The 21,871-nt window shown below is 42.3% G+C and carries 19 protein-coding genes; all 19 read left to right on the forward strand.

What is annotated here, in order from left to right:
- Window positions 1-36: 36 nt before the first annotated feature.
- Window positions 37-1,281, forward strand: a complete 1,245-nt coding sequence (dapG, locus tag CD004_RS07810; RefSeq protein ID WP_102262236.1) for an aspartate kinase — start codon at window positions 37-39, stop codon at window positions 1,279-1,281.
- A gap of 58 nt (window positions 1,282-1,339) precedes the next feature.
- Window positions 1,340-2,206 carry a 4-hydroxy-tetrahydrodipicolinate synthase gene (dapA, locus tag CD004_RS07815; protein WP_102262237.1) on the forward strand — a complete coding sequence of 289 codons (867 nt, stop codon included), beginning with the start codon at window positions 1,340-1,342 and terminating at the stop codon, window positions 2,204-2,206.
- A gap of 406 nt (window positions 2,207-2,612) precedes the next feature.
- Entirely contained in the window at window positions 2,613-4,274 is a 1,662-nt protein-coding gene (locus CD004_RS07820) for a ribonuclease J (RefSeq protein WP_218973343.1), read from the forward strand.
- A gap of 135 nt (window positions 4,275-4,409) precedes the next feature.
- On the forward strand, window positions 4,410-5,150 hold the full coding sequence (locus CD004_RS07825; protein WP_102262239.1) for a ClpP family protease: 741 nt from the start codon (window positions 4,410-4,412) through the stop codon (window positions 5,148-5,150).
- Complete coding sequence (locus tag CD004_RS07830) at window positions 5,147-5,356, forward strand: YlzJ-like family protein (protein WP_102262240.1); 210 nt, start codon at window positions 5,147-5,149, stop codon at window positions 5,354-5,356. Before CD004_RS07825 ends, CD004_RS07830 begins: the two co-directional genes overlap by 4 nt.
- A gap of 265 nt (window positions 5,357-5,621) precedes the next feature.
- Window positions 5,622-7,958, forward strand: a complete 2,337-nt coding sequence (locus tag CD004_RS07835; RefSeq protein WP_102262241.1) for a DNA translocase FtsK — start codon at window positions 5,622-5,624, stop codon at window positions 7,956-7,958.
- Window positions 7,959-8,265: 307 nt separating this feature from the next.
- Window positions 8,266-8,991, forward strand: a complete 726-nt coding sequence (locus CD004_RS07840; RefSeq protein ID WP_041966677.1) for a GntR family transcriptional regulator — start codon at window positions 8,266-8,268, stop codon at window positions 8,989-8,991.
- An 86-nt stretch (window positions 8,992-9,077) separates the two neighbouring features.
- Entirely contained in the window at window positions 9,078-10,172 is a 1,095-nt protein-coding gene (locus CD004_RS07845) for a BMP family lipoprotein (protein ID WP_233434958.1), read from the forward strand.
- A 268-nt stretch (window positions 10,173-10,440) separates the two neighbouring features.
- A complete protein-coding gene (locus tag CD004_RS07850) occupies window positions 10,441-11,964 on the forward strand; it encodes an ABC transporter ATP-binding protein (RefSeq protein ID WP_102262242.1) in 1,524 nt (507 codons plus the stop codon).
- A complete protein-coding gene (locus CD004_RS07855; RefSeq protein WP_102262243.1) occupies window positions 11,961-13,040 on the forward strand; it encodes an ABC transporter permease in 1,080 nt (359 codons plus the stop codon). The genes CD004_RS07850 and CD004_RS07855 overlap by 4 nt, the downstream gene beginning before the upstream one ends.
- Window position 13,041: 1 nt before the next feature.
- The gene (locus CD004_RS07860; RefSeq protein WP_102262244.1) at window positions 13,042-13,995 is read left to right on the forward strand and encodes an ABC transporter permease; all 954 of its coding nucleotides are present in this window, start codon (window positions 13,042-13,044) and stop codon (window positions 13,993-13,995) included.
- A 179-nt stretch (window positions 13,996-14,174) separates the two neighbouring features.
- Window positions 14,175-15,263, forward strand: coding sequence for a GGDEF domain-containing protein (locus CD004_RS07865; protein WP_158651503.1), 1,089 nt, complete (start codon window positions 14,175-14,177; stop codon window positions 15,261-15,263).
- Between the two features lie 212 nt (window positions 15,264-15,475).
- The gene (gene yfmF, locus CD004_RS07870; RefSeq protein WP_102262246.1) at window positions 15,476-16,753 is read left to right on the forward strand and encodes an EF-P 5-aminopentanol modification-associated protein YfmF; all 1,278 of its coding nucleotides are present in this window, start codon (window positions 15,476-15,478) and stop codon (window positions 16,751-16,753) included.
- Window positions 16,753-18,048 carry an EF-P 5-aminopentanol modification-associated protein YfmH gene (gene yfmH, locus CD004_RS07875; RefSeq protein WP_102262247.1) on the forward strand — a complete coding sequence of 432 codons (1,296 nt, stop codon included), beginning with the start codon at window positions 16,753-16,755 and terminating at the stop codon, window positions 18,046-18,048. Before yfmF ends, yfmH begins: the two co-directional genes overlap by 1 nt.
- A 71-nt stretch (window positions 18,049-18,119) precedes the next feature.
- On the forward strand, window positions 18,120-18,842 hold the full coding sequence (gene ymfI / locus CD004_RS07880; RefSeq protein ID WP_102262248.1) for an elongation factor P 5-aminopentanone reductase: 723 nt from the start codon (window positions 18,120-18,122) through the stop codon (window positions 18,840-18,842).
- Window positions 18,843-18,943: 101 nt separating this feature from the next.
- Entirely contained in the window at window positions 18,944-19,204 is a 261-nt protein-coding gene (locus tag CD004_RS07885; protein WP_102262249.1) for a DUF3243 domain-containing protein, read from the forward strand.
- A gap of 205 nt (window positions 19,205-19,409) precedes the next feature.
- Window positions 19,410-20,201: a DUF3388 domain-containing protein gene (locus CD004_RS07890; protein ID WP_041966667.1), complete on the forward strand. Its 792-nt coding sequence runs from the start codon at window positions 19,410-19,412 to the stop codon at window positions 20,199-20,201.
- A 20-nt stretch (window positions 20,202-20,221) separates the two neighbouring features.
- A complete protein-coding gene (locus CD004_RS07895; RefSeq protein WP_102265032.1) occupies window positions 20,222-21,106 on the forward strand; it encodes a helix-turn-helix domain-containing protein in 885 nt (294 codons plus the stop codon).
- Between the two features lie 181 nt (window positions 21,107-21,287).
- The gene (gene pgsA, locus CD004_RS07900) at window positions 21,288-21,866 is read left to right on the forward strand and encodes a CDP-diacylglycerol--glycerol-3-phosphate 3-phosphatidyltransferase (RefSeq protein WP_041966666.1); all 579 of its coding nucleotides are present in this window, start codon (window positions 21,288-21,290) and stop codon (window positions 21,864-21,866) included.
- Window positions 21,867-21,871 lie beyond the last annotated feature (5 nt).

A 21,871-nucleotide genomic window follows, 5' to 3' on the forward strand; every position in this document is an offset into this window, starting at 1 on the left:
TAATTGATTTAATGACAGAAATTCTGAGGTGTTACGATGAAAATAATCGTTCAAAAATTTGGCGGTACATCTGTCCGAGACGAACAAAGCCGCATCCAAGCGATGAGTCATATTAAGAAGGCGATCGCGGATGGATATAAAGCGGTGGTAGTCGTTTCTGCGATGGGCAGGAAGGGAGATCCGTATGCTACTGACACTCTACTCAGCCTGATGGGAGGAAGTGACAGCAAGATCAGCAAGAGGGAGCATGATCTGCTTCTATCGTGCGGAGAAACGATTTCCAGTGTCGTTTTTACCAATATGCTGCTTGAAAATGGCATTAATGCAACTGCGCTTACAGGTGCCCAGGCGGGTTTCAGGACAAATAGCGAGCATACGAACGCAAGAATTCTGGATATGAAGTGCGACCGGTTGCTGAGAGAACTGGATCAGGTCGACGTTGTCGTCGTGGCTGGATTCCAGGGTGCTGCAAAAAATGGGGACGTGACAACAATCGGCAGGGGCGGCAGTGACACATCGGCTGCAGCACTTGGCGCAGCGTTAAACGCGGAGTGGATTGACATCTTTACCGATGTCGAAGGAATCATGACTGCTGATCCGAGAATTGCTGATAACGCACGGCCACTTTCGGTGGTAACATATACAGAAGTTTGTAATATGGCTTACCAGGGAGCAAAGGTAATTCACCCTCGTGCCGTTGAGATCGCCATGCAGGCAAAAGTTCCGATCAGAATCAGGTCTACCTACTCGGATGGCCTGGGCACGCTGGTTACTACTCTTAACCGTGAAAACAAAGGAACGGACATCAAGGAACGGCCAGTAACAGGAATTGCCCATGTTTCAAATGTAAGCCAAATAAAGGTTTTTGCAAAAAAGGACCAATACAATCTCCAATCCGAAGTTTTTAAGGCGATGGCCAATGAAAACATCAGCGTAGATTTTATCAATATTTCTCCAAATGGAGTTGTCTATACGGTTTTAGACGAAATGACGGACCGGGCAGTAAAAGTATTGGAAGGGTTGGGACACACTCCGCAAATTGAGAGACATTGTGCAAAGGTCTCCGTTGTCGGGGCAGGGATGGCAGGAGTCCCAGGCGTAACCTCAAAGATCGTTACAGCTTTATCTGAAAAAGGCATCCGCATCCTTCAGTCTGCCGACAGCCATACAACCATTTGGGTATTGGTCAAACAAGAGGATTTAGGAAAGGCAGTAAATGCATTGCATGATGCCTTCCAACTCGAAGAGGAAACAGCAGATTTCGAGCGTCAAGATATTTAAAAAGATTTTGCTTCCAGTCTCTGAAGCTGGAAGCCTTTTAAAAGAGGAGTGAACAGGAATGGTTCAATTCGGAAGAGTATCCACAGCAATGGTGACCCCATTTGACCACAAAGGTCACATTGATTTCAATAAAACGACCCAGCTAGTAAACCATTTGATCGATAACGGGACTGATTCCCTTGTGGTTGCAGGGACAACAGGTGAATCCCCAACTCTATCTAAAGAAGAGAAAATCGCATTATTCCAGCACGTCGTGAAGGTTGTTGACAAGAGGGTTCCTGTCATAGCCGGAACGGGCAGCAACAACACTTATGCTACAATCGAACTGACTAGAAAAGCTGAAGAGATTGGTGTGGACGCGATCATGATCGTAGCACCATACTATAATAAGCCAAACCAGGAGGGCCTTTACCAGCATTTTAAGGCAGCTGCTGAAGCTACCTCACTGCCAGTCATGGTGTATAACATTCCGGGCAGGTCAGTAGTCAACATTCTGCCAGAAACAGTCATCAGGCTTGCTGAAATCCCGAACATTGTCGCTGTAAAAGAAGCGAGCGGTGACTTGAACGCCATGACGCAAATCATCGCAAATACACCGGACGATTTCCTTCTATACAGTGGAGATGACGGATTGACTCTGCCAGTGCTTGCAATCGGCGGTACTGGAATTGTATCTGTAGCTTCACATGTAATTGGAAATGAAATGCAAGCTATGGTCGATGCATTCTTCAGCGGACGGAATGCTGATGCAGCAAACCTGCACCAGCGACTGCTGCCAATCATGCAAGGACTTTTCGCGGCTCCAAGCCCGGCACCAGTTAAAACGGCATTACAACTAAAAGGGCTTGATGTAGGATCTGTACGTTTGCCAATGGTGCCATTGACTGAACAGGAAAGATCCGCAGTAGCAAAACTATTCAAATAAATTTAAAGGCCAACCTTTTAGGGTTGGCCTTTTATATGTAAAAAAACAAATTTTGACCTTCAGAAATTCCGGAATGCCATTATGTCTTACTTATTCCGCTTAAGAAATGTGCTCATGCTTGAACATGTCTAATGATACAGTTTCCTGGACAATTTGAAAGTGCACAAGATCCAAAATGTCTAATAAAACCAGTTTTCAGGACATTTTGAATGTGCACAGACTCAAATGTCTATTAAGTTCAGTTATTTAGACATTTTGCCACCCTCCTGACCAATTGACGTCTCCTCCCAGGCCAATAAATAGCTAAGGTATTAAGTTGTCAAGATTTTCTGTCATCAAGTATAATGTTATTAATTGGTCACGGTCGGAGATATGACAACATAGGAGGAGCGTAGACTTGAATACGATGAAAAATGAAAATATTAAAATCATCGCACTTGGTGGAGTGGGGGAAATCGGTAAGAATATGTACGTCACCGAAGTGGACGGTGATATTTTTGTGGTTGATGCGGGATTAATGTTCCCTGAAGATGAGATGCTGGGGATCGATATTGTTATTCCGGATTTTTCATATTTAACTTCTAATAGTGAAAGGGTAAAGGCAATTCTTCTGACGCATGGGCATGAAGACCACATTGGCGCGTTAACTTATGTTTTGCGAAAAATCAATGTCCCTGTTTATGGAACAAAGCTTACAATTGCCCTTGCGAAGGAGAAGATGAAAGAACAGGAATTCTCTGGTGCAGTTGACTTTCATGAAATAAATGCAGATACTGTATTGAATTTCGATAGTGTTTCTGTTTCCTTTTTCAAGACCAATCACAGTATTCCTGATTCAGTTGGCATCAGCATCAATACTTCAGAAGGCGCAATCGTACATACAGGGGATTTTAAATTCGACCAGGCTGCAGGCCCACTATACAAGCCTGAAATCGGCAAGATGGCCGCGATTGGTGAAAAAGGAGTTCTCTGCCTGCTTTCTGACAGTACAGAGGCTGAGAGGCCGGGATATACTCCATCTGAATCAACCGTGGTTGCTGAGCTTTCTAATGTATTTTATAATGCACAGGGCAGAATCATTGCTGCCTGCTTTGCCTCAGATCTAAACAGAATTCAGCATCTCTTTGACAGTGCGGCTGCAAATGGCCGCAAAGTAGCAGTGGCAGGGAAAAGCCTGAAACGTGTCTTTGATATAGCGTTACAACTAGGCTACATACAGGTAGAAGAGGACATGATTATATCGGTAAATGATTTAGAGAACTACAAAGATAGTCAAGTGGTTATTTTAACGACAGGAAATCAAGGCGAGCCAATTGAAGCTTTGCAGAAAATGGCTAAACAAGTCCATCCCCAGGTGAATATCCACGCAGGGGACACAGTTTTGTTTGCAGCTTCTCCATTAAAGGGTAGTGAAGTATTTATTTATAAAACAATGGATATGCTTTACCGAGCGGGTGCAAATGTAGTATCAAGCAAAAAGAGTGTTCAGGTTTCAAGCCATGGAAGCCAGGAAGAACTAAAATTCATGATCAATTTGATGAACCCGAAATTCTTCATTCCTGTTCACGGTGAATACAAAATGCTCAAGGCCCATAAAAAGTTAGCACAATCATGCGGAATTTCGGAAGAGAATATTTTCATCCCGGACCGCGGTGACGTGATTGACATTTCTGGGGGAAAACTAAAGTCCACAGAGAAGGTACAAGCAGGGAATACATTGATTGACGGAATTGGGGTAGGAGATGTAGGCAATATTGTTCTCCGCGACCGCAGGCTGCTCTCGCAGGACGGTGTTTTAATTGTAGTCGTCACACTGAATAAAGCCGACAGAAAAATTGCTGCCGGTCCGGAAATTATATCGCGCGGTTTCGTCTATGTGCGTGAATCCGAAAAGCTGATGGTTGATTCAACTACCCTGGTAAAAGAAATTGTGGAGAAAAATACAATTAAAGAGTCATTTGATTGGAACAGTCTAAAACAGGACATACGTGATTCACTGAGCCAATACTTATATGAAAAAACAAAACGCCGCCCAATGATCATGCCAATCATAATGGAGGTTAAATAATCACGAGAAGCACTGGCTTAATGCCAGTGCTTTTTACTTTTTGCGTATTAAAAATTTTATGACCCCTTCGCTCTGGAATGAAATTGATGATGATGTTCATACTAAAATTATCATGCCTGAAGGGAGCATTAGGATATGAATAAATTCAGTTCAGAAAACCAGGAAGGCCAGCAAGGGGATAAGGAGAACAAACCATCTGGTCTTCTTGAAAAAATCCAACAGCTAGGTCAGACGAATGTACCTCAGCTGTCTCAGGATTCAAAAATTCATTGTTTGACGATTGTCGGTCAAATCGAAGGGCATATGCAGCTTCCACCTCATAATAAAACGACAAAGTATGAACATTTGATACCGCAAATTGTTGCAATTGAACAAAATCAGAATATTGAAGGGTTGCTTGTCATCTTGAATACCGTTGGAGGGGATGTGGAAGCAGGATTGGCTATATCGGAGATGCTGGCTTCACTCTCAAAGCCGACAGTTTCAATTGTCCTGGGCGGCGGACATTCCATTGGCGTGCCAATTGCCGTTTCATGTGATTATTCGTTCATTGCGGAGACGGCCACAATGACAATTCATCCAATCAGGTTGACAGGACTCGTCATTGGAGTTCCGCAAACTTTTGAATATCTCGATAAAATGCAGGAAAGAGTAGTTAACTTTGTTACGAAGCATTCCAATATCGCTGAAGAAACATTCAAAGAGTTGATGTTTGCCAAAGGAAACCTGACAAGGGACATCGGAACGAACGTTGTAGGCCATGATGCAGTTGAGACTGGTCTGATCCATGAAGTCGGCGGCATCGGACAGGCGATGAAAAAGTTAAATGAATTAATAGATATGAATAAACCACAGTCTGAAGTGATTGTACAATGATCCTTTATACTATGATGCCGCATGAACAGGTGTTTCCTCCAGAAGAAGGAGCCGTAAACCAGGTTATGGTGAGTTATAACGGAATTCCAATTATGGCTGAATTGACAGAGAATCACGAGTATCGGGTTGTCAGGGTAATGAGTACCGATCCAAATCATTATATGGAACCTGCATGTTTACCGGGTTCGACAATTACACTAACGTAGATAAGTCGATTTCTCGATATTAAGTAAAAATGACACTCGTGTAATACGAGTGTTAAAAATGTAAACAACTAGAAGCTTCCCCGAAAACTGCTCCAGGCCCAGCTATTTAATAAACGATTGTGCCGTTTCAACTGGCAAATATGATATAATATGGATACACTAAAGCATCAGCAGCCGAATAAGGCTGCTTTTCTTCTTACTGAAGTTTGAGAACAGCACTCGTTGTTTATGCTGATAGTGAAGCTATAAATATTCAGGTGATAAAATGGCCAAAAAGAAAAGACGGCAATCGAGAAAGAAAAGTACATTAAAAACAACAGTTCAATATGAACTTGCCGGGTTAGCACTGCTTGCATTGGCCATCATAGCGATGGCGGATTTGGGTGCTGTAGGAAGGGCGGTCGTGATGTTTTTCCGCTTTTTCTTCGGGGAATGGTATATGCTCAGTCTTGTAGGGCTGGTCGTATTCAGTATTTTTATTATGTGGAAACGCAGTCTCCCATTTATATTCCATACCAAATTGCTTGGTACATATCTGATTGTTGGTGCAATCTTGTTATTAAGCCACGTTACGTTATTCGAACTGTTATCCAATGGAGGCAAGTTCGAGGATCCAAGTGTCATTAAAAATACTCTTGATTTATTTGTCATGGAGGCAAAAGGAGAGACAAGCACGACAGACCTCGGAGGCGGGATGATCGGCGCTGTGATGTTTGCACTCTTTTACTATTTGTTTGATGCAGCGGGGTCTCAATTGATTGCTTTTCTTCTAATCATCATTGGAGCGATTCTCGTTACTGGAAAGACCTTTAGTGAAGTTGCGGGGAAAATACTTACACCGATTGGCAATTTTATTAAAGGTCAATGGAGTTCATTCATTGATGATTTAAAGCAATGGAAAGAAGATCAACATCATAAAAAGGAAGCCAAGAAGCTCGAAGCGAAACAGGCAAAGACCGAGAGCAAACAGGCAGATACGCAGGAAGCGTCTGTTGAAAAAACGATTGACCTTACTGAGGAGCCAGCTCCGGAGCCAATCATCTCCAGCTTTGCGGAGCGAGCCTATGCAAACTCTGCTGAAGCACAACCGCAGCAGCCGGAGAAGAAGGCAAAACCTGAAAATGACAAAGAAAATGACGTTGACGAATTGCCACAGTCCATTACTTTTACCGAGGTAGAGAATACTTCATATGAGCTGCCGCCGATAGACATATTGAAGCTGCCTAATAAAACCGACCAGAGTGGAGAATACGAAATGATCCATGCCAATGCGGCCAAGCTTGAACGAACATTCCACAGCTTTGGGGTAAAGGCAAGGGTTACCCAGGTGCATCTTGGGCCTGCTGTTACGAAATATGAAGTACACCCAGATGTCGGTGTCAAGGTCAGCAGAATTGTAAGCCTGAATGATGATCTGGCACTGGCTTTGGCTGCGAAGGATATCAGGATTGAAGCACCAATACCCGGAAAGTCAGCTATTGGAATAGAAGTGCCTAATTCCGAGGTGGCAATGGTTTCTTTACGTGAAGTTATTGAATCTAAGCAGCACAACAAACCTGGCTCGAAACTGCAAATTGGTTTAGGACGCGATATTACTGGTGAAGCAGTGCTTGCTGAACTAAACAAAATGCCACACCTTCTTGTTGCTGGTGCTACCGGAAGCGGCAAGAGTGTATGTATTAACGGTATAATCACCAGTATTCTCATGAAGGCAAAGCCTCATGAAGTCAAGCTGATGATGATTGATCCGAAAATGGTAGAGTTGAATGTTTATAATGGAGTTCCACATCTGCTGGCCCCTGTGGTCACTGATGCTAAGAAAGCATCCCAGGCACTCAAAAAAGTGGTCAGTGAGATGGAAAGGCGCTATGAGCTTTTCTCACACACTGGAACAAGAAACATAGAAGGCTACAATGAATATATAAAGAGGTATAATAGCGAGGAAGAAGCGAACCAGCCTCTGCTTCCATTCATTGTCGTAATTGTGGACGAGCTGGCGGACTTAATGATGGTCGCATCTTCTGATGTTGAAGATTCAATCACTAGACTGGCACAGATGGCCCGTGCTGCGGGGATCCATCTGATCATTGCTACGCAGAGGCCGTCTGTTGATGTTATTACAGGGGTAATCAAAGCAAATATACCATCAAGAATTGCATTTGCAGTTTCTTCGATGACAGACTCACGGACGATTCTTGATATGGGCGGCGCCGAAAAGCTGCTGGGAAGAGGAGATATGCTGTTCCTGCCGGTTGGTGCATCCAAGCCTGTCAGGGTGCAGGGAGCTTTCTTATCGGATGAAGAGGTTGAAGAGGTTGTAAACTACGTCATTGGCCAACAAAAGGCACAGTATCAGGAGGAAATGATTCCAGAAGATATACCTGAGAACACGTCTGAGGTTGAAGATGAATTGTACGGTGATGCTGTAGACCTCGTGGTGGAAATGCAAACTGCTTCTGTATCCATGCTGCAAAGGAGATTCAGGATAGGATATTCACGCGCGGCAAGGCTGATTGATGAAATGGAGCTCCGCGGTGTCGTTGGTCCTTATGAAGGAAGTAAACCGAGGACCGTCCTGGTGGCTAAGTCAGAGGAAGCATAAAATCGATACTTGTAAGGAGACAAAAGCCGGATGGTCACATCCGGCTTTTGCTTTTCATATAGGATATACCTCCTATAGAAGGTGTAATAATGTCATACTATTAAAACCGCTTACAAACTACTATTATATCAAAAAAATAGGTTATTTGTCCCGGAAAAAGTGACAATTTTGGTTATTCTAGCTTTTTTCGACAAATTGTTGAAACACTATTTATTTATATCAGAAAAAGTGTTATAGTATTTTCGATTAGTAGGAATGCTATACATCAGATGTCTGATGTCTTGAGCAAAGGTTGGAGGAACGCCTCATGTCGATCAAGTCAGATAACCGGCACCTGTATTTACAAGTAATCGATCACCTGAAGCAAGATATTCAAAAAGGTATATATAAAGAAAGAGAGAAATTACCTTCAGAATTCGATCTTGCCAAACAACTTGGAGTTAGCAGAGCGACTCTCCGCGAAGCATTGCGAATCCTTGAAGAAGAAAACGTCATTGTTCGCAGGCATGGTGTAGGAACCTTTGTCAACGCCAAACCATTGTTTGAGTCAGGCATTGAACAGCTTAACAGCGTGACGGGCATGATTGAGCAGGCAGGGATGAAGCCTGGTACAATCTTCTTAAACTCAACGACTACTGGGCCAACCGAAGAAGATATTCGTCGTTTTTCATGCTCGCTTGATGATGAAATCACACTCGTCGAAAGGGTCAGAACTGCAAACGGTGAACCTGTTGTCTATTGTCTGGACAAGATTCCCGCAAGCATCCTGCCGGAAGATTACTCTTTTGAGGATGAATCATTACTTCATCTTCTTGAGGTCAAATCGAACCGGAAGGTGACATATGCAGTGGCCCAAATAGAGCCAATCGGCTACCATGAGAAGATTTCACCCATCCTTGAATGCGAGCCGGAAACAGCACTGCTTGTATTGAAGCAGATGCATTTCGACGATAACGATGTTCCAATTCTTTATTCGGTCAATTACTTTAAAGCCGACAAGTTCAGTTTTCATGTCCTTAGAAGAAGAATTTAATTTTTTTAATGAAATGAAAACGCTAACTGATTGGTTTTTCAGAACATTCCTGCGAAATCACAAACATTCTCTGGGGGGTACAAACCTTGAAAAAGCGTAAATTTGGTTTGGTAATGTCATTGCTTTTAGCGGCAGGTACAATGTTGGCAGGTTGCGGAAGTGACGAAGGCGACAGTTCTAAGGGCAAGGAGTCAGACTTAAGAGTTGGTATGGTTACTGACGCAGGTACGATTGATGACAAATCTTTCAACCAGGGCACTTGGGAAGGAATCCTGAAGGCTGAGGAAGATCTTGGCGTTAAGACAAAGTATCTTAAGCCAGCTGGAACAACTGAAGCTGAATATCTAAAAGAAATCGGCAACTTATATGATGCAGAATATAAGTTTATCATTACACCGGGCTTTAAATTCGAAACAGCAGTTTTCCAAGCCCAAGATAAATATGAAGATGCTAAATTCGTCATCATTGACGGAAACCCACACAATGGCGACTATAATCCAGTCGTGAAAGACAACACTGTTGCAGTATTCTTTGCTGAGCATGAGTCTGGTTTCCTAGCTGGTGTAGCTGCAGCGGTTGAATTGAAGGAAGGCGAAGCTGGCTTCATCGGTGGTATGGAAATTCCTGCAGTACAAAAGTTCAACTGGGGCTTCCAGCAAGGACTTAAGTATGCAAACGAAAACCTTGACACTAATGTAACAATGAAGGCTGAGAACGTTGTATATCAAGGTTCATTCGACAACGCGGCTGCTGGTGGACAAATCGCAGCTCAATTCTATGACCGTGGCGTAGATGTCATCTTCACTGCTGCAGGTGGTGTTGGTGTTGGAGCGATCAACGAAGCTAAGAATCGTGCGAAGGCTGGAGATAACGTCTGGATCGTTGGAGTTGACGTTGACCAGTTTGAAGATGGTAAGTACGATGGCGACAAGTCAGTTATCCTGACTTCAGCAATGAAGAAGCTTGACCAGGTTGCTTTCGACATGGTCCAAGCTGAGATTGATGGCGAATTCCCAGGCGGAAAAAAATTGACTTTCGATGCTAAGAATGATGGAATTGGTCTTCCTGAGAAAAACCCTAACCTAAGCGAAGAAACTACGGGCAAGGTAAAGGAAGTTTACGAAAAGATCAAATCTGAAGAAATCAAGGTCTCTGCTGAACAAGGAGATTTATTCAAGTAAAAAAGTGCAAAAGAGACGGTCTCTTCCGTCTCTTTTGTCTATCAAACCCAAAACGGAAAATATTAGAAATTAAAGATGATGTGTTTAGCTATTTTCCATTTCAATATAGAAATGTACAGCTCCAGAGCCTGGCTTCCAAAACAATCGGCCCTCCAAAAGGAAGTGTCGCATCACTTCCCCAGGTAACCGGAACGTTCCTGAGAAGCTGACCAGGGCGCTTACGCTATTCTTAATAGGTATAGAGTCTAATACAAAGGTGAGTGCTACTATGAGTTATGTAGTTGAGATGTTGAATATTCGGAAAGAGTTTCCGGGTATCGTAGCCAACGATAATATTACCCTTACACTAAAAAAAGGGGAAATACATGCACTACTAGGTGAAAACGGTGCAGGAAAGTCAACCCTGATGGGTGTTCTGTTCGGCATGTATCAGCCAGAACGAGGCTTAATAAAAGTAAATGGCAAAGAAGTGAAGATTACTAATCCTAATGTTGCAAACCGTTTGGGAATTGGGATGGTTCACCAGCATTTTAAGCTTGTTGAAAATTTCACTGTAACAGAAAACATCATATTGGGCAGTGAGCCGCTTAGGGGCATGGTACTCGATATTGATAAAGCCGCAAAAAGAATTGAAGAATTATCAAAGCATTACGGTTTGAATGTAGATCCTCATGCGAAAATCGAAGATATTTCAGTAGGTATGCAGCAAAGGGTAGAAATTTTGAAGATGCTTTATCGCGAAGCAGAAGTACTGATTCTGGATGAGCCAACAGCTGTTCTTACACCAGCAGAAATCGATGAATTGATGAAAATCATGCGTAATCTTATTAATGAAGGTAAGTCTATTATTATTATCACTCATAAATTGAAGGAAATTAAGGCAGTTGCTGACCGCTGTACAGTAATTCGCCGCGGAAAAGGAATTGGAACTGTCAATGTAGCAGAAGCCAGTGAGGCTAGTCTTGCTGAAATGATGGTCGGACGTCATGTCTCTTTCAAAGTGGATAAGAAAGAAAGTACTCCTGGTGAAGTGGTACTTAAAATAGATTCTTTATCAGTCAAAAATAATAGAAAAGTTATGGGATTGAAGGATTTTTCATTGGAAGTCCGAGCTGGAGAAATAGTCGGTATTGCTGGTGTTGAAGGCAATGGACAGACAGAGCTTGTTGAGGCAATCACTGGCTTGAGGAAAGCTGAGTCTGGGACGATTTTAATCAGTGGTGAAGAAATCACAAACCTTCCAATCCGTCAACGGAATGAAAAAGGAATTAGCCATATTCCTGAAGACAGGCAAAAGCGCGGTCTTGTTTTGGATTATTCACTTGTATCAAACATGGTACTTCAAATTTATAACAAGCAGCCTTTCTCTAAGCGAGGACTATTAAATTTCCCTGCTATGAAAGCGTATGCTCAAAATATCATCGAAAACTTCGATGTGCGTTCAGGTGAAGGTGCTTCTTCGATTGCCAGGACTCTTTCTGGTGGAAATCAACAGAAAGCTATCATCGGCCGAGAGCTTGAGCTCGATCCAAAGCTCTTGATTGCTGTCCAGCCGACTCGTGGTTTGGATGTTGGTTCCATTGAATACATCCATAGAAGGATTATTGAGCATCGCGACAAAGGGAATGCAGTACTGCTTATTTCATTGGAACTTGACGAGGTTCTGCAGCTTTCAGACCGCATCGCCATCGTAAATAATGGTGAGCTTGTAGGCGAGGTAATCGCTGCGGAAACAAATGAAAATGAAGTTGGTCTTATGATGGCAGGCGTGGCTAAGGAGAGAAGCATATGAGAAATACCATCGTATCATTAATATCTATTATTTTAGGTCTGGTGGCCGGTGGCATTTTGATGCTGTTCATCGGCAGCAATCCAATTGAAGGCTATTCCTATTTGCTTCAAGGAGCTTTGAAAAACCTAGAGCGTATCGGTAATACTTTAGCAACAGCTACTCCGCTTATATTCACTGGTTTGTCTGTCGCTTTTGCTTTCCGTACAGGTCTTTTTAACATCGGGGCATCAGGACAAATGCTGGTTGGTGGCCTTGCTGCGACAGCAGTTGCCTTGACTTTTGATTTATCCCGGCCAATCCTGCTTTTGGTAATGATCCTTGCAGGCCTGGTAGCAGGTGCATTATGGGCTTTCGTTCCTGGTTTACTGAAGGCGAAGTTCAATGTTCATGAGGTAGTTTCGACAATCATGATGAACTGGATCGCCTACTGGACGATTTACTATGTTGTACCAGGTTATTTCAAGGGTGAATTCCTTGAGACTGAATCAAAAAAATTAGCAGAATCAGATACTTTGAGAACTCCATTCCTTACAGAGATGTTTGATGGATCCTATATTAACTTAGGTCTGTTTCTTGCTGTCATTGCAGTAATCATTATTGCCTTCATCATCGACAAGACAACCTTGGGATTCGAGTTGAAGGCAGTAGGGTTTAACAGATTCGCTGCAGAATATGCGGGTATGAAAGTTAATCGAAACATCATATTGTCCATGTTGATTTCAGGTGCACTTGCTGGAGTCGGCGGGGTAGCTTTGTACACAGGAAATGCTTCAAGCATTCAAATTGGTATTCTGCCTGCACAGGGTTACGATGGCATCGCGGTCGCTCTTCTCGGTGCAAATCATCCTGTAGGTGTATTCTTCGCAGCAGTGCTGTTCGGGATTCTATACTCAGGTACTGGGTTCATGAATGCTATGACTGAAATCCCACCTGAATTGGCAAATACCATTATCGCGATCATCATTTATTTTGCTGCAACAAGTGTAATGATTGAACGTCTGTTGAATAAATTCAAGGCGAGAAAATCAAACAAAGAAGATAAAAGTGGTCCTGTAGTCGAGAAGGGAGATTCATAAGATGTGGTCAATAATAGAACAAATTTTTCCTTACGCGATTATCTTTACAATTCCTCTTCTTATTACAGCACTAGGCGGACTTTTTAGTGAAAGAAGCGGTATTGTTAATATTGCCCTTGAGGGATTAATGGTCATTGGAGCCTTCTCTGGCGCTCTATCCATCCATTATCTGAGCGGCGTATTGGACAACCACACATTGGTACTCTGGCTTGGATTGCTGGCTGCTGTACTTGCTGGTATACTTTTCTCCATCTTGCATGCGTTTGCGAGCATTAATCTGAATGCAAACCAAATCATCAGTGGTACGGCAATCAATATGATTGCGACCGCCCTGACAGTGTTCCTTGCACGCAATATCACTGGAAGTGGAAACATAAGGATCTCTAGTGGTTTTTCACCATCAAATGTTCCTTTTCTATCTGATATTCCAGTGATTGGAGATTTGTTTTTCACAAAAACATACCCTACAACATGGTTTGTATTAGCTATTCTTTTTGTAAGTTCATTCATTTTATATAAAACAAGGTTTGGACTTCGTTTAAGATCATGTGGTGAATTCCCGCAGGCTGCAGAAGCAGCAGGAATCAATGTCAGGAAAGTCCGTTACAGCGGGGTACTGATCTCTGGTGCTTTCGCCGGATTGGGCGGAGCCTTGATTATTGTCACGCAGTCAGGTGAGTTCACAGGGACCGTTGCAGGTCTGGGCTTCCTTGCATTGGCTTCCCTGATTTTCGGTCAGTGGAAACCGCTAGGCGTGCTGGCAGCGACATTATTCTTTGGATTTGCCAGTACGATTGCAAACGTCTCTCAAGTAATTCCTGAGCTCGCTGTTATTCCACCAATCTTGTTGAAGATTTTCCCATATGTAGTGACGCTAATCGCACTTGTTATATTCTCCAAGTCATCACAAGCACCAAAGGCTGTTGGAGAAACATTTGACAGTGGAAAACGCTAACTCTGATACTGCAAAAAGAGGTACCTGCTCTAGGTGCCTCTTTTATTTCGTCATTTTTTTATATCATTCCCCAATAAAATATCCTTTGAAATTGTATATTCCTTTTAGATTAAATCTTCCATATGTGTTAATATAAAGGAAAAGTTTGCTAAAAATAATATCGTCAAGAGGGCATGCATATGAAACTATCATTATATATGGATGATCGTGAAACAGAAAAAATCTTTTCTTATTTACGCTGGATTTTCTTGTTGGTAGGGATTATGGTATTTTACTTCCCCCCTCTGGCTGACAGGCTTAATTTTACTAAAGAAACATTTCCCTTATTGTTGGCGATAGGATTTATATACATGGCCGTGACTCAGGTTGCTTTGAATAAAATGCCGGCGGGAAACGAGTATTTCAATTTGCTTACGAAAGCCGGAATCGTATTTGATTATATTGCATTGATGTGGCTTCTTGCTTTGACGAATGGAGTCTTGTCGCCGCTTTTTCCGATTGCTTATTTGGTTGTCATGCATGCGACCATTTACTGGAGAACGAAAGGGGCGATTTTATCCTCAATTTCGTTGACAGCAGGATACTCAACAATTTTTGCTGTACAGGCTCAATTCGATTTTAATACAACGTTTGCCTTTATTTTAAATCTCGTTTTCATCTGGATCATCGGTGTGTTCGGGTCGTTAATCGTCATTCGTGAAAGGAAGCATTTGAAACAGAAGGAAATTTTTCATGAACTGATGTTCACTGATTACTTAACAGGTTTATACAATCATCGGCATTTCCAGGAACAATTAAGGATCATGACGAGCGCACGGCAAAACTTCTTGCTCGTGATGGGAGATATCGATCACTTTAAGCAAATAAATGACCAGTTCGGGCATTTGACTGGAGATGAAATCTTAAAAAATTTAGGTGGAATTTTTCGGGACCTGGCTGATGATTACGATGCACAGGCCTTCCGTTATGGTGGAGAAGAGTTCGCTTTTCTACTGCCGGCAATCGAGGAAAACAGGCAAATTTGTTTTTTTGATGACCTATATGGAAGGTTATCATCTGAGAAATTCAGTAAAGAATGCATTAGTGTCACAATGAGCTTTGGGATTGCTGCTTCAAAAGGTGGAGTTTTGCCGGATAAACTGCTTGGATTCACAGACCAGCTTTTATACAGCGCAAAAGCTAACGGGAAAAATCAGGTGAAATTTGAATCAGGATATACATATTATTATTCGAAAGCTAAAGAAGAAATAGCCGCTTCAAAGCAATAAAAGCTTCCCAATCGGGAAGCTTTTGCCGTATTCGCTGCCAATTCCTTGAATTAGCCTGAATGTCAAAGGTATAGTTAGAGTATATTTATTGGAATATTAAATATAGACTTCACAACGTATACATATCAAAGAAGAATGTTTTATTTTCATCAATGATGTGAAGAAGAATAATTGTAAGCAAGTCCTGGTGTTATAAATAAAGGAGGATTTCAATGGCTGTCATTTCAGAAAGTATCAGAGATATGAAAGGCTACAAGCTCCATATTGTTAAAACCGAAAAATTCAAGACGAATACAATTGTTTGGAAAATGAAGGCACCGCTTACCAGTGAGGATGTAACGAAACGGGCACTGCTTCCGTACGTTCTCCAAAGCAGTTCTAAGGCTTACCCTTCCACTTCAAAGTTTCGTTCCTATCTTGATGAGCTTTACGGAGCAAATTTATATGTTGATGTTTCAAAAAAGGGGGAATATCAGGTCCTCAGTTTTTCATTGGAAATTGCTAATGAAAAATTTTTAAGTGACCGTGATCCTTTACTGAAAAAGGGAATGCAATTGATGGCGGAAATTCTGGTCAATCCGCTTGCAGACAATGAAGCATTTGACAGAGAAACTGTCGAAAAGGAAAAACGTACGTTAAAGCAGCGTATCCAGGCTGTCTATGATGATAAAATGAGATACTCCAATTTCCGGCTCGTCCAGGAAATGTGCAAGAATGAACCGTATGCGCTCCATGTCAATGGCGAGATTGACGACATTCCGCAAATCGATGAGAAGAATCTCTATGAATACTATAAAAAGGCCTTTGCTGAAGATGAGCTTGACCTGTTCATTATCGGGGATGTTGATGAGACAGAAGTCCAGTCGATCGCCCAGGAGCTCCTGCAATTTGACGAGCGCACACCGAAACTTAATGAAGCTTCGAAAAGTGTTCACGTTGAAGAAAAAACCGTCAAGGACAAAGAGGATGTCAAGCAGGGGAAGCTGAATATTGGCTACAGAACAAATGTATTTTATGGTGATAAAGATTATTATGCTCTCCAGGTTTTCAATGGGATCTTCGGAGGCTTTTCACATTCCAAGCTTTTCTTGAATGTCCGGGAAAAAAATAGCCTTGCCTATTATGTCGCAAGTCGTCTTGAGAGCCATAAAGGTTTGATGATGGTCATGTCAGGAATTGAATTTGAAAATTTCGAGCTGGCTGTAAAAATAATTCGTGAACAAATGGAAGCTATGCAAGCAGGCGATTTTACTGACCAGGAAATCGAACAGACAAAGGCAGTGATTGAAAACCAAATGCTTGAAACAATGGATACAGCAAGAGGGATGGTAGAGGTCCTGTATCATAATGTTGTGTCCGGACAAAATGTCAGCCTCGATGACTGGCTTCAGGGCATGAGTAAAACCACAAAAGAAGAAATCGTTGATGTAGCCAAAAAGGTTCAGCTTGATACGGTCTACTTCTTAACTGGATTGGAGGCGGACAAATAATGGAGAAGATCACTTTTGAACAGCTTCAGGAAGAAATGTACTACGAAAAGCTGAATAATGGGCTTGATGTCTACATCCTTCCGAAAAAAGGCTTCAATAAAACATATGCTACTTTTACAACGAAATACGGATCGATCGATAATCACTTCCTTCCGCCGGGAAAGGGTGATTATGTGAAGGTGCCCGATGGCATCGCTCATTTCCTTGAGCATAAATTGTTTGAAAAGGAAGATGGAGACGTGTTCCAGCAGTTCAGCAAACAGGGGGCTTCCGCGAACGCATTCACCTCCTTCACGAGGACAGCTTATTTGTTCTCCAGTACATCCAATGTAGAGAAAAATCTGGAGACGTTGATTGACTTTGTCCAGGAACCATATTTTACAGAGAAGACAGTTGAAAAGGAAAAGGGAATTATCGGGCAAGAGATCACGATGTATGATGACAACCCTGATTGGAGACTGTATTTTGGCCTGATCCAGAATATGTATAAGAATCACCCGGTAAGCATTGATATCGCAGGTACGATCGATTCGATTTCCCATATTACGAAAGATATGCTGTATGAATGCTACGAAACCTTTTACCATCCAAGTAATATGCTATTGTTCGTAGTAGGTCAAGTTAACCCTGATGAAATCATGGGCTTGATAAAAGAGAACCAGGGGAAAAAGGAATACAAAAACCAGCCTGAAATTAAGCGGGTATTTGATGAAGAACAGGCAGAGGTTGCTGAAAAGAAACAAGTTCTGAAAATGAATGTCCAGACGTCCAAGTGCCTGGTTGGCATCAAGGCTGCCAACCCAACTGAATCAGGCAAGGAGATGCTGAAAAAAGAGCTGTCAATCAATGTGATGCTTGATATACTTTTTGGGAAAAGTTCTGAAAACTACACCGAGTTATATGGTTCAGGGTTAATCGATGATACGTTTTCATACGATTATACTGAGGAGCAAGGCTTTGGTTTTGCAATGGTTGGCGGTGATACGAATGAGCCTGACGTTCTCGCCAGCAAGCTTGAAACAATGCTGATGGAGGCAAAAGAAGGCCGAGGGTTGACCGGTGATAACCTTGAAAGGACGAAAAAGAAAAAAATAGGAGCCTTTCTAAGGGCTGTTAATTCACCTGAATATATAGCGAACCAATTCACACGCTATGCATTCAACGACATGGATTTGTTCGAGGTTGTTCCGGTACTTGAAAGCCTGACGCTGGACGATATCAAGCAGGCGGCTAACAAGCTGATTGCTGAAGAGCGATTCACGGTATGTCAGGTAGTGCCAAAGGATAAGAAGTAACCAACATTCAATGAGATGTGCGCCGGTCATAACCGGCGCATTATTTAATGAGGTATTTGGAGAGGAAGAACATGAAGAAATTCGCACTCGTAACTGGAGCAAGTGGAGCGATTGGCAAGGCGATCTCCATGAAGCTTGCATCGGAAGGTTATTCGCTTTACCTGCACTTTAACCAGAATGAACAAGGAATGAAAGAAATTGTGGGCCAGATTGAACACTTTGGCGGTGAGTATATACCGATCAAGGCAAACCTGGCATCAAAATCAGGATACTTGGAATTAGCTGCAAATATCTTTTCGCTTGATGCAATTGTACATAATGCGGGCAATGCCTTATACGGTCTTGTGGAAGACTTAGAGGAAAATGATGTAGAGGAACTTATACAGATACACGTTACTTCTCCGCTGATGCTGACAAAAAAGCTTATTCCAAAATTAAGGGCCAAGGGAAGCGGAAGTATCGTCATCGTGTCATCGATATGGGGACAAACAGGCGCATCCTATGAAGTAGCTTACTCGACTGTGAAGGGCGCGCAAATAGCCTTTGCCAAAGCCCTGAGCAAAGAGCTGGCAAGCTCAAATGTTAGGGTGAATGCCGTAGCGCCAGGTGCCATTCAAACCCCTATGGTTGAAGGATTCACCTCTAAGGAGATCGATGCCATTACCGAGGATATTCCATCAGGGCGGTTAGGATCAGCTGAAGAAGTAGCGAGTGGTGTGGAATTCCTGCTATCAGAAAAGGCATCCTATATAACCGGACAGGTTCTTGGGGTGAACGGTGGATGGCTTACGTGACGTACATGTGACAATTTTTCAAAACATCTATTGTAATGAATAATAATCGTCGTACGTATGCAAAATAACCTTGTACTATTTTAGACAAGGAGGTTGTCAATATGTCCGTATTGGATAATTGGAATCAGTGGAAGGATTTCTTGGGAGACCGCCTTCATCAGGCGCAGGACCAGGGAATGAATAAAGAAGTCATGGGAGACCTTGCCTACCAAATCGGGGATTATCTTGCTAAAAATGTCGACCCTAAAAATGAGCAGGAAAGAGTCCTTGCAGACCTTTGGTCAGTTGCAAGCCCTGACGAACAGCATGCAATCGCTACAATGATGGTTAAACTTGTACAGAACAATGGTACTCAACAATAAGCAAGATTTGAGAGGGGACTTCTAATTCCTCTCTTTTTTTATTGTCCCTTCCTTGAAATAGACACATAAACACGGCTTTTTTTTACTTTTAATTTCTGGCTTGTTTTTCCTTTCATCTTCCTTGAAAATCATATAATATAGTAGCTAGATATTTGATGTCAAAATGTGTCGCAATCAAGTGACCTTATAGCAGAGGAGGAGAACGATGGAAAAAAAAGAATGGTACTTGGAATATGAAATAGTGATTAACCGTCCAGGACTGCTAGGTGATATATCCTCTTTGCTTGGTATGCTGTCAATCAACATTGTTACGATCAATGGAGTCGATGAAGGTAGACGTGGTCTGTTGATCCTTGCGAAAGATGATGACCAAATTGAGCGCTTAGAGTCAATTTTGAATACAATGGATACAATAAGGGTAATTAAAATCCGTGAACCCAAACTTCGGGACCGAATGGCGGTCAGACACGGCAGGTATATACAGCGTGACGCAGATGATAAAAAAACATTCCGGTTTGTAAGGGATGAGCTTGGACTACTCGTCGATTTTATGGCAGAATTGTTTAAGCAGGAGGGGCACAAGCTGATTGGGATCCGCGGGATGCCGCGAGTTGGCAAGACAGAATCGGTTGTAGCTTCAAGCGTTTGTGCAAATAAACGCTGGTTGTTTGTTTCTTCAACATTATTGAAACAGACAATCCGGAATCAATTAATTGAAGATGAATACAATGCAGAAAACCTGTTTATCATTGACGGAATCGTTTCCACACGGAGGGCAAATGAAAAGCACTGGCAGCTTGTCAGGGAAATTATGCGCCTGCCTGCGGTGAAGGTTGTGGAACATCCGGATATTTTTGTCCAAAACACGGAATATACAATGGATGATTTTGATTATATTATTGAACTTCGCAATAATCCTGATGAAGAAATCGTTTATGACATGGTTCAGAAGAATCACATGTTCACCGATTCTGATTTTGGAGGATTTGATTTTTAACAGTATTGGAAGGTGTTATCGTGACTGAGTTAGGAAATATATTAAAGGAAGCACGTGAAGCTAAGGGCCTCAGCCTGGACGAACTGCAGTCCATCACGAAAATACAGAAGCGCTACCTTCTTGGTATTGAAGAGGGCAATTATTCAATGATGCCAGGAAAGTTCTATGTCCGTGCATTCATTAAACAATATGCTGAAGCTGTCGGCCTTGATCCAGAACAGCTGTTTGAGCAGCATAAGAATGAAATTCCATCTACATACAACGAAGAGTTGCCTGAGCAGCTTTCCCGCGTTCAGTCGAGGAAAAGCATCTCACCTGAGACTTCGAAAGTATTGGATTTTTTACCGAAGTTACTAATTGCCATATTCATGATAGGTGCCATTGCCCTTGTTTGGTATCTTATTGTCAAGAGTGCAGGTGATGGGGCTGACCAGCCTGCAAATACAGACAAGAGCAAGCCAAACTTTGAAGAGACTGAAGAGTTTGCAGATGGTAGCGGTGACGAGGATACAGGCGAGGAAGAAGAAGCTGCTGAGGAAGAGGAACCAGCTGAAGAGGAAGCCGAGCCTGAAACTCCAGCACAGGAGATTACCGTCGCCTCGAACAGTGGCAGCAACACGGTATATGAACTCAAGGGTGCCGAAACATTTGTCATCAAAATTGTTTCATTGGGGCAGACATGGGTAGGTCTTTCAAATGGTTCAGGTAAAACCATATTTCAGGAAACCCTTGTTAAAGGAAAGAATGAAAGCCGTACTGAGGACTTATCAAACGAGGCCAAGGCAGTAATTAATATTGGACGGGCTCCTGATACGGAAATCTATGTAAATGATCAAAAGCTTGAGTATGCAGTGCCGCCTGAACAAGATATGACCCAGGTGATTACGATTAATTTTGTGAAATAATTTTAAGGCTCTGGTGGATGCAAAGCCACTTAAAAGTAAGAATTGCAAAAACGCCCGTATGGACTTTTGTTTATACGGGCTAAAATTATAGTAGGCATATTTAATGATGTTTTTTACATATTGGATATAATGAAGAAGTCAAATGAATGGCTTTGTAATTTTTCATCTGGAGGAAAAGGATATGAACTTGCCAAATAAAATTACGGTTTCACGAATATTGTTGATTCCGTTATTCATGATCATCATGATTGTCCCATTTTCGTGGGGGGAGATTTCCCTTCTTGGTACAACCATGCCGGTCACACATTTTGTTGGGGCGCTAATTTATATATTTGCGTCGGTGACAGACTGGGTTGACGGCTATCTGGCACGAAAGCACAATTTAGTTACCAATCTTGGGAAATTTCTTGACCCTCTCGCCGATAAACTGCTTGTCTCTTCTGCGTTGATTGTGTTGGTTGAACTGGGGTATGCCCCTGCGTGGATTGTCATCATCATTATTAGCCGGGAATTTGCCGTCACAGGACTTCGCTTACTGCTAGCAGGCGGTGGTGAGGTTGTAGCAGCAAAAATGCCTGGCAAAATCAAAATGTGGGCACAAACAGTGGCAATTTCAGCGCTGTTGCTGCACAATATCATTTTTGAAGCATTCTCAATCCCGTTTGCAGATATCGCATTATGGGTGGCAATGATCTTTACAATTTGGTCTGGATGGGATTACTTCGCTAAAAATATGCAAGTGTTCCGTAATTCCAAATAATTGAT

It is taken from the genome of Mesobacillus jeotgali (genome assembly GCF_002874535.1).
Lineage (GTDB): Bacteria > Bacillota > Bacilli > Bacillales > Cytobacillaceae > Mesobacillus > Mesobacillus jeotgali.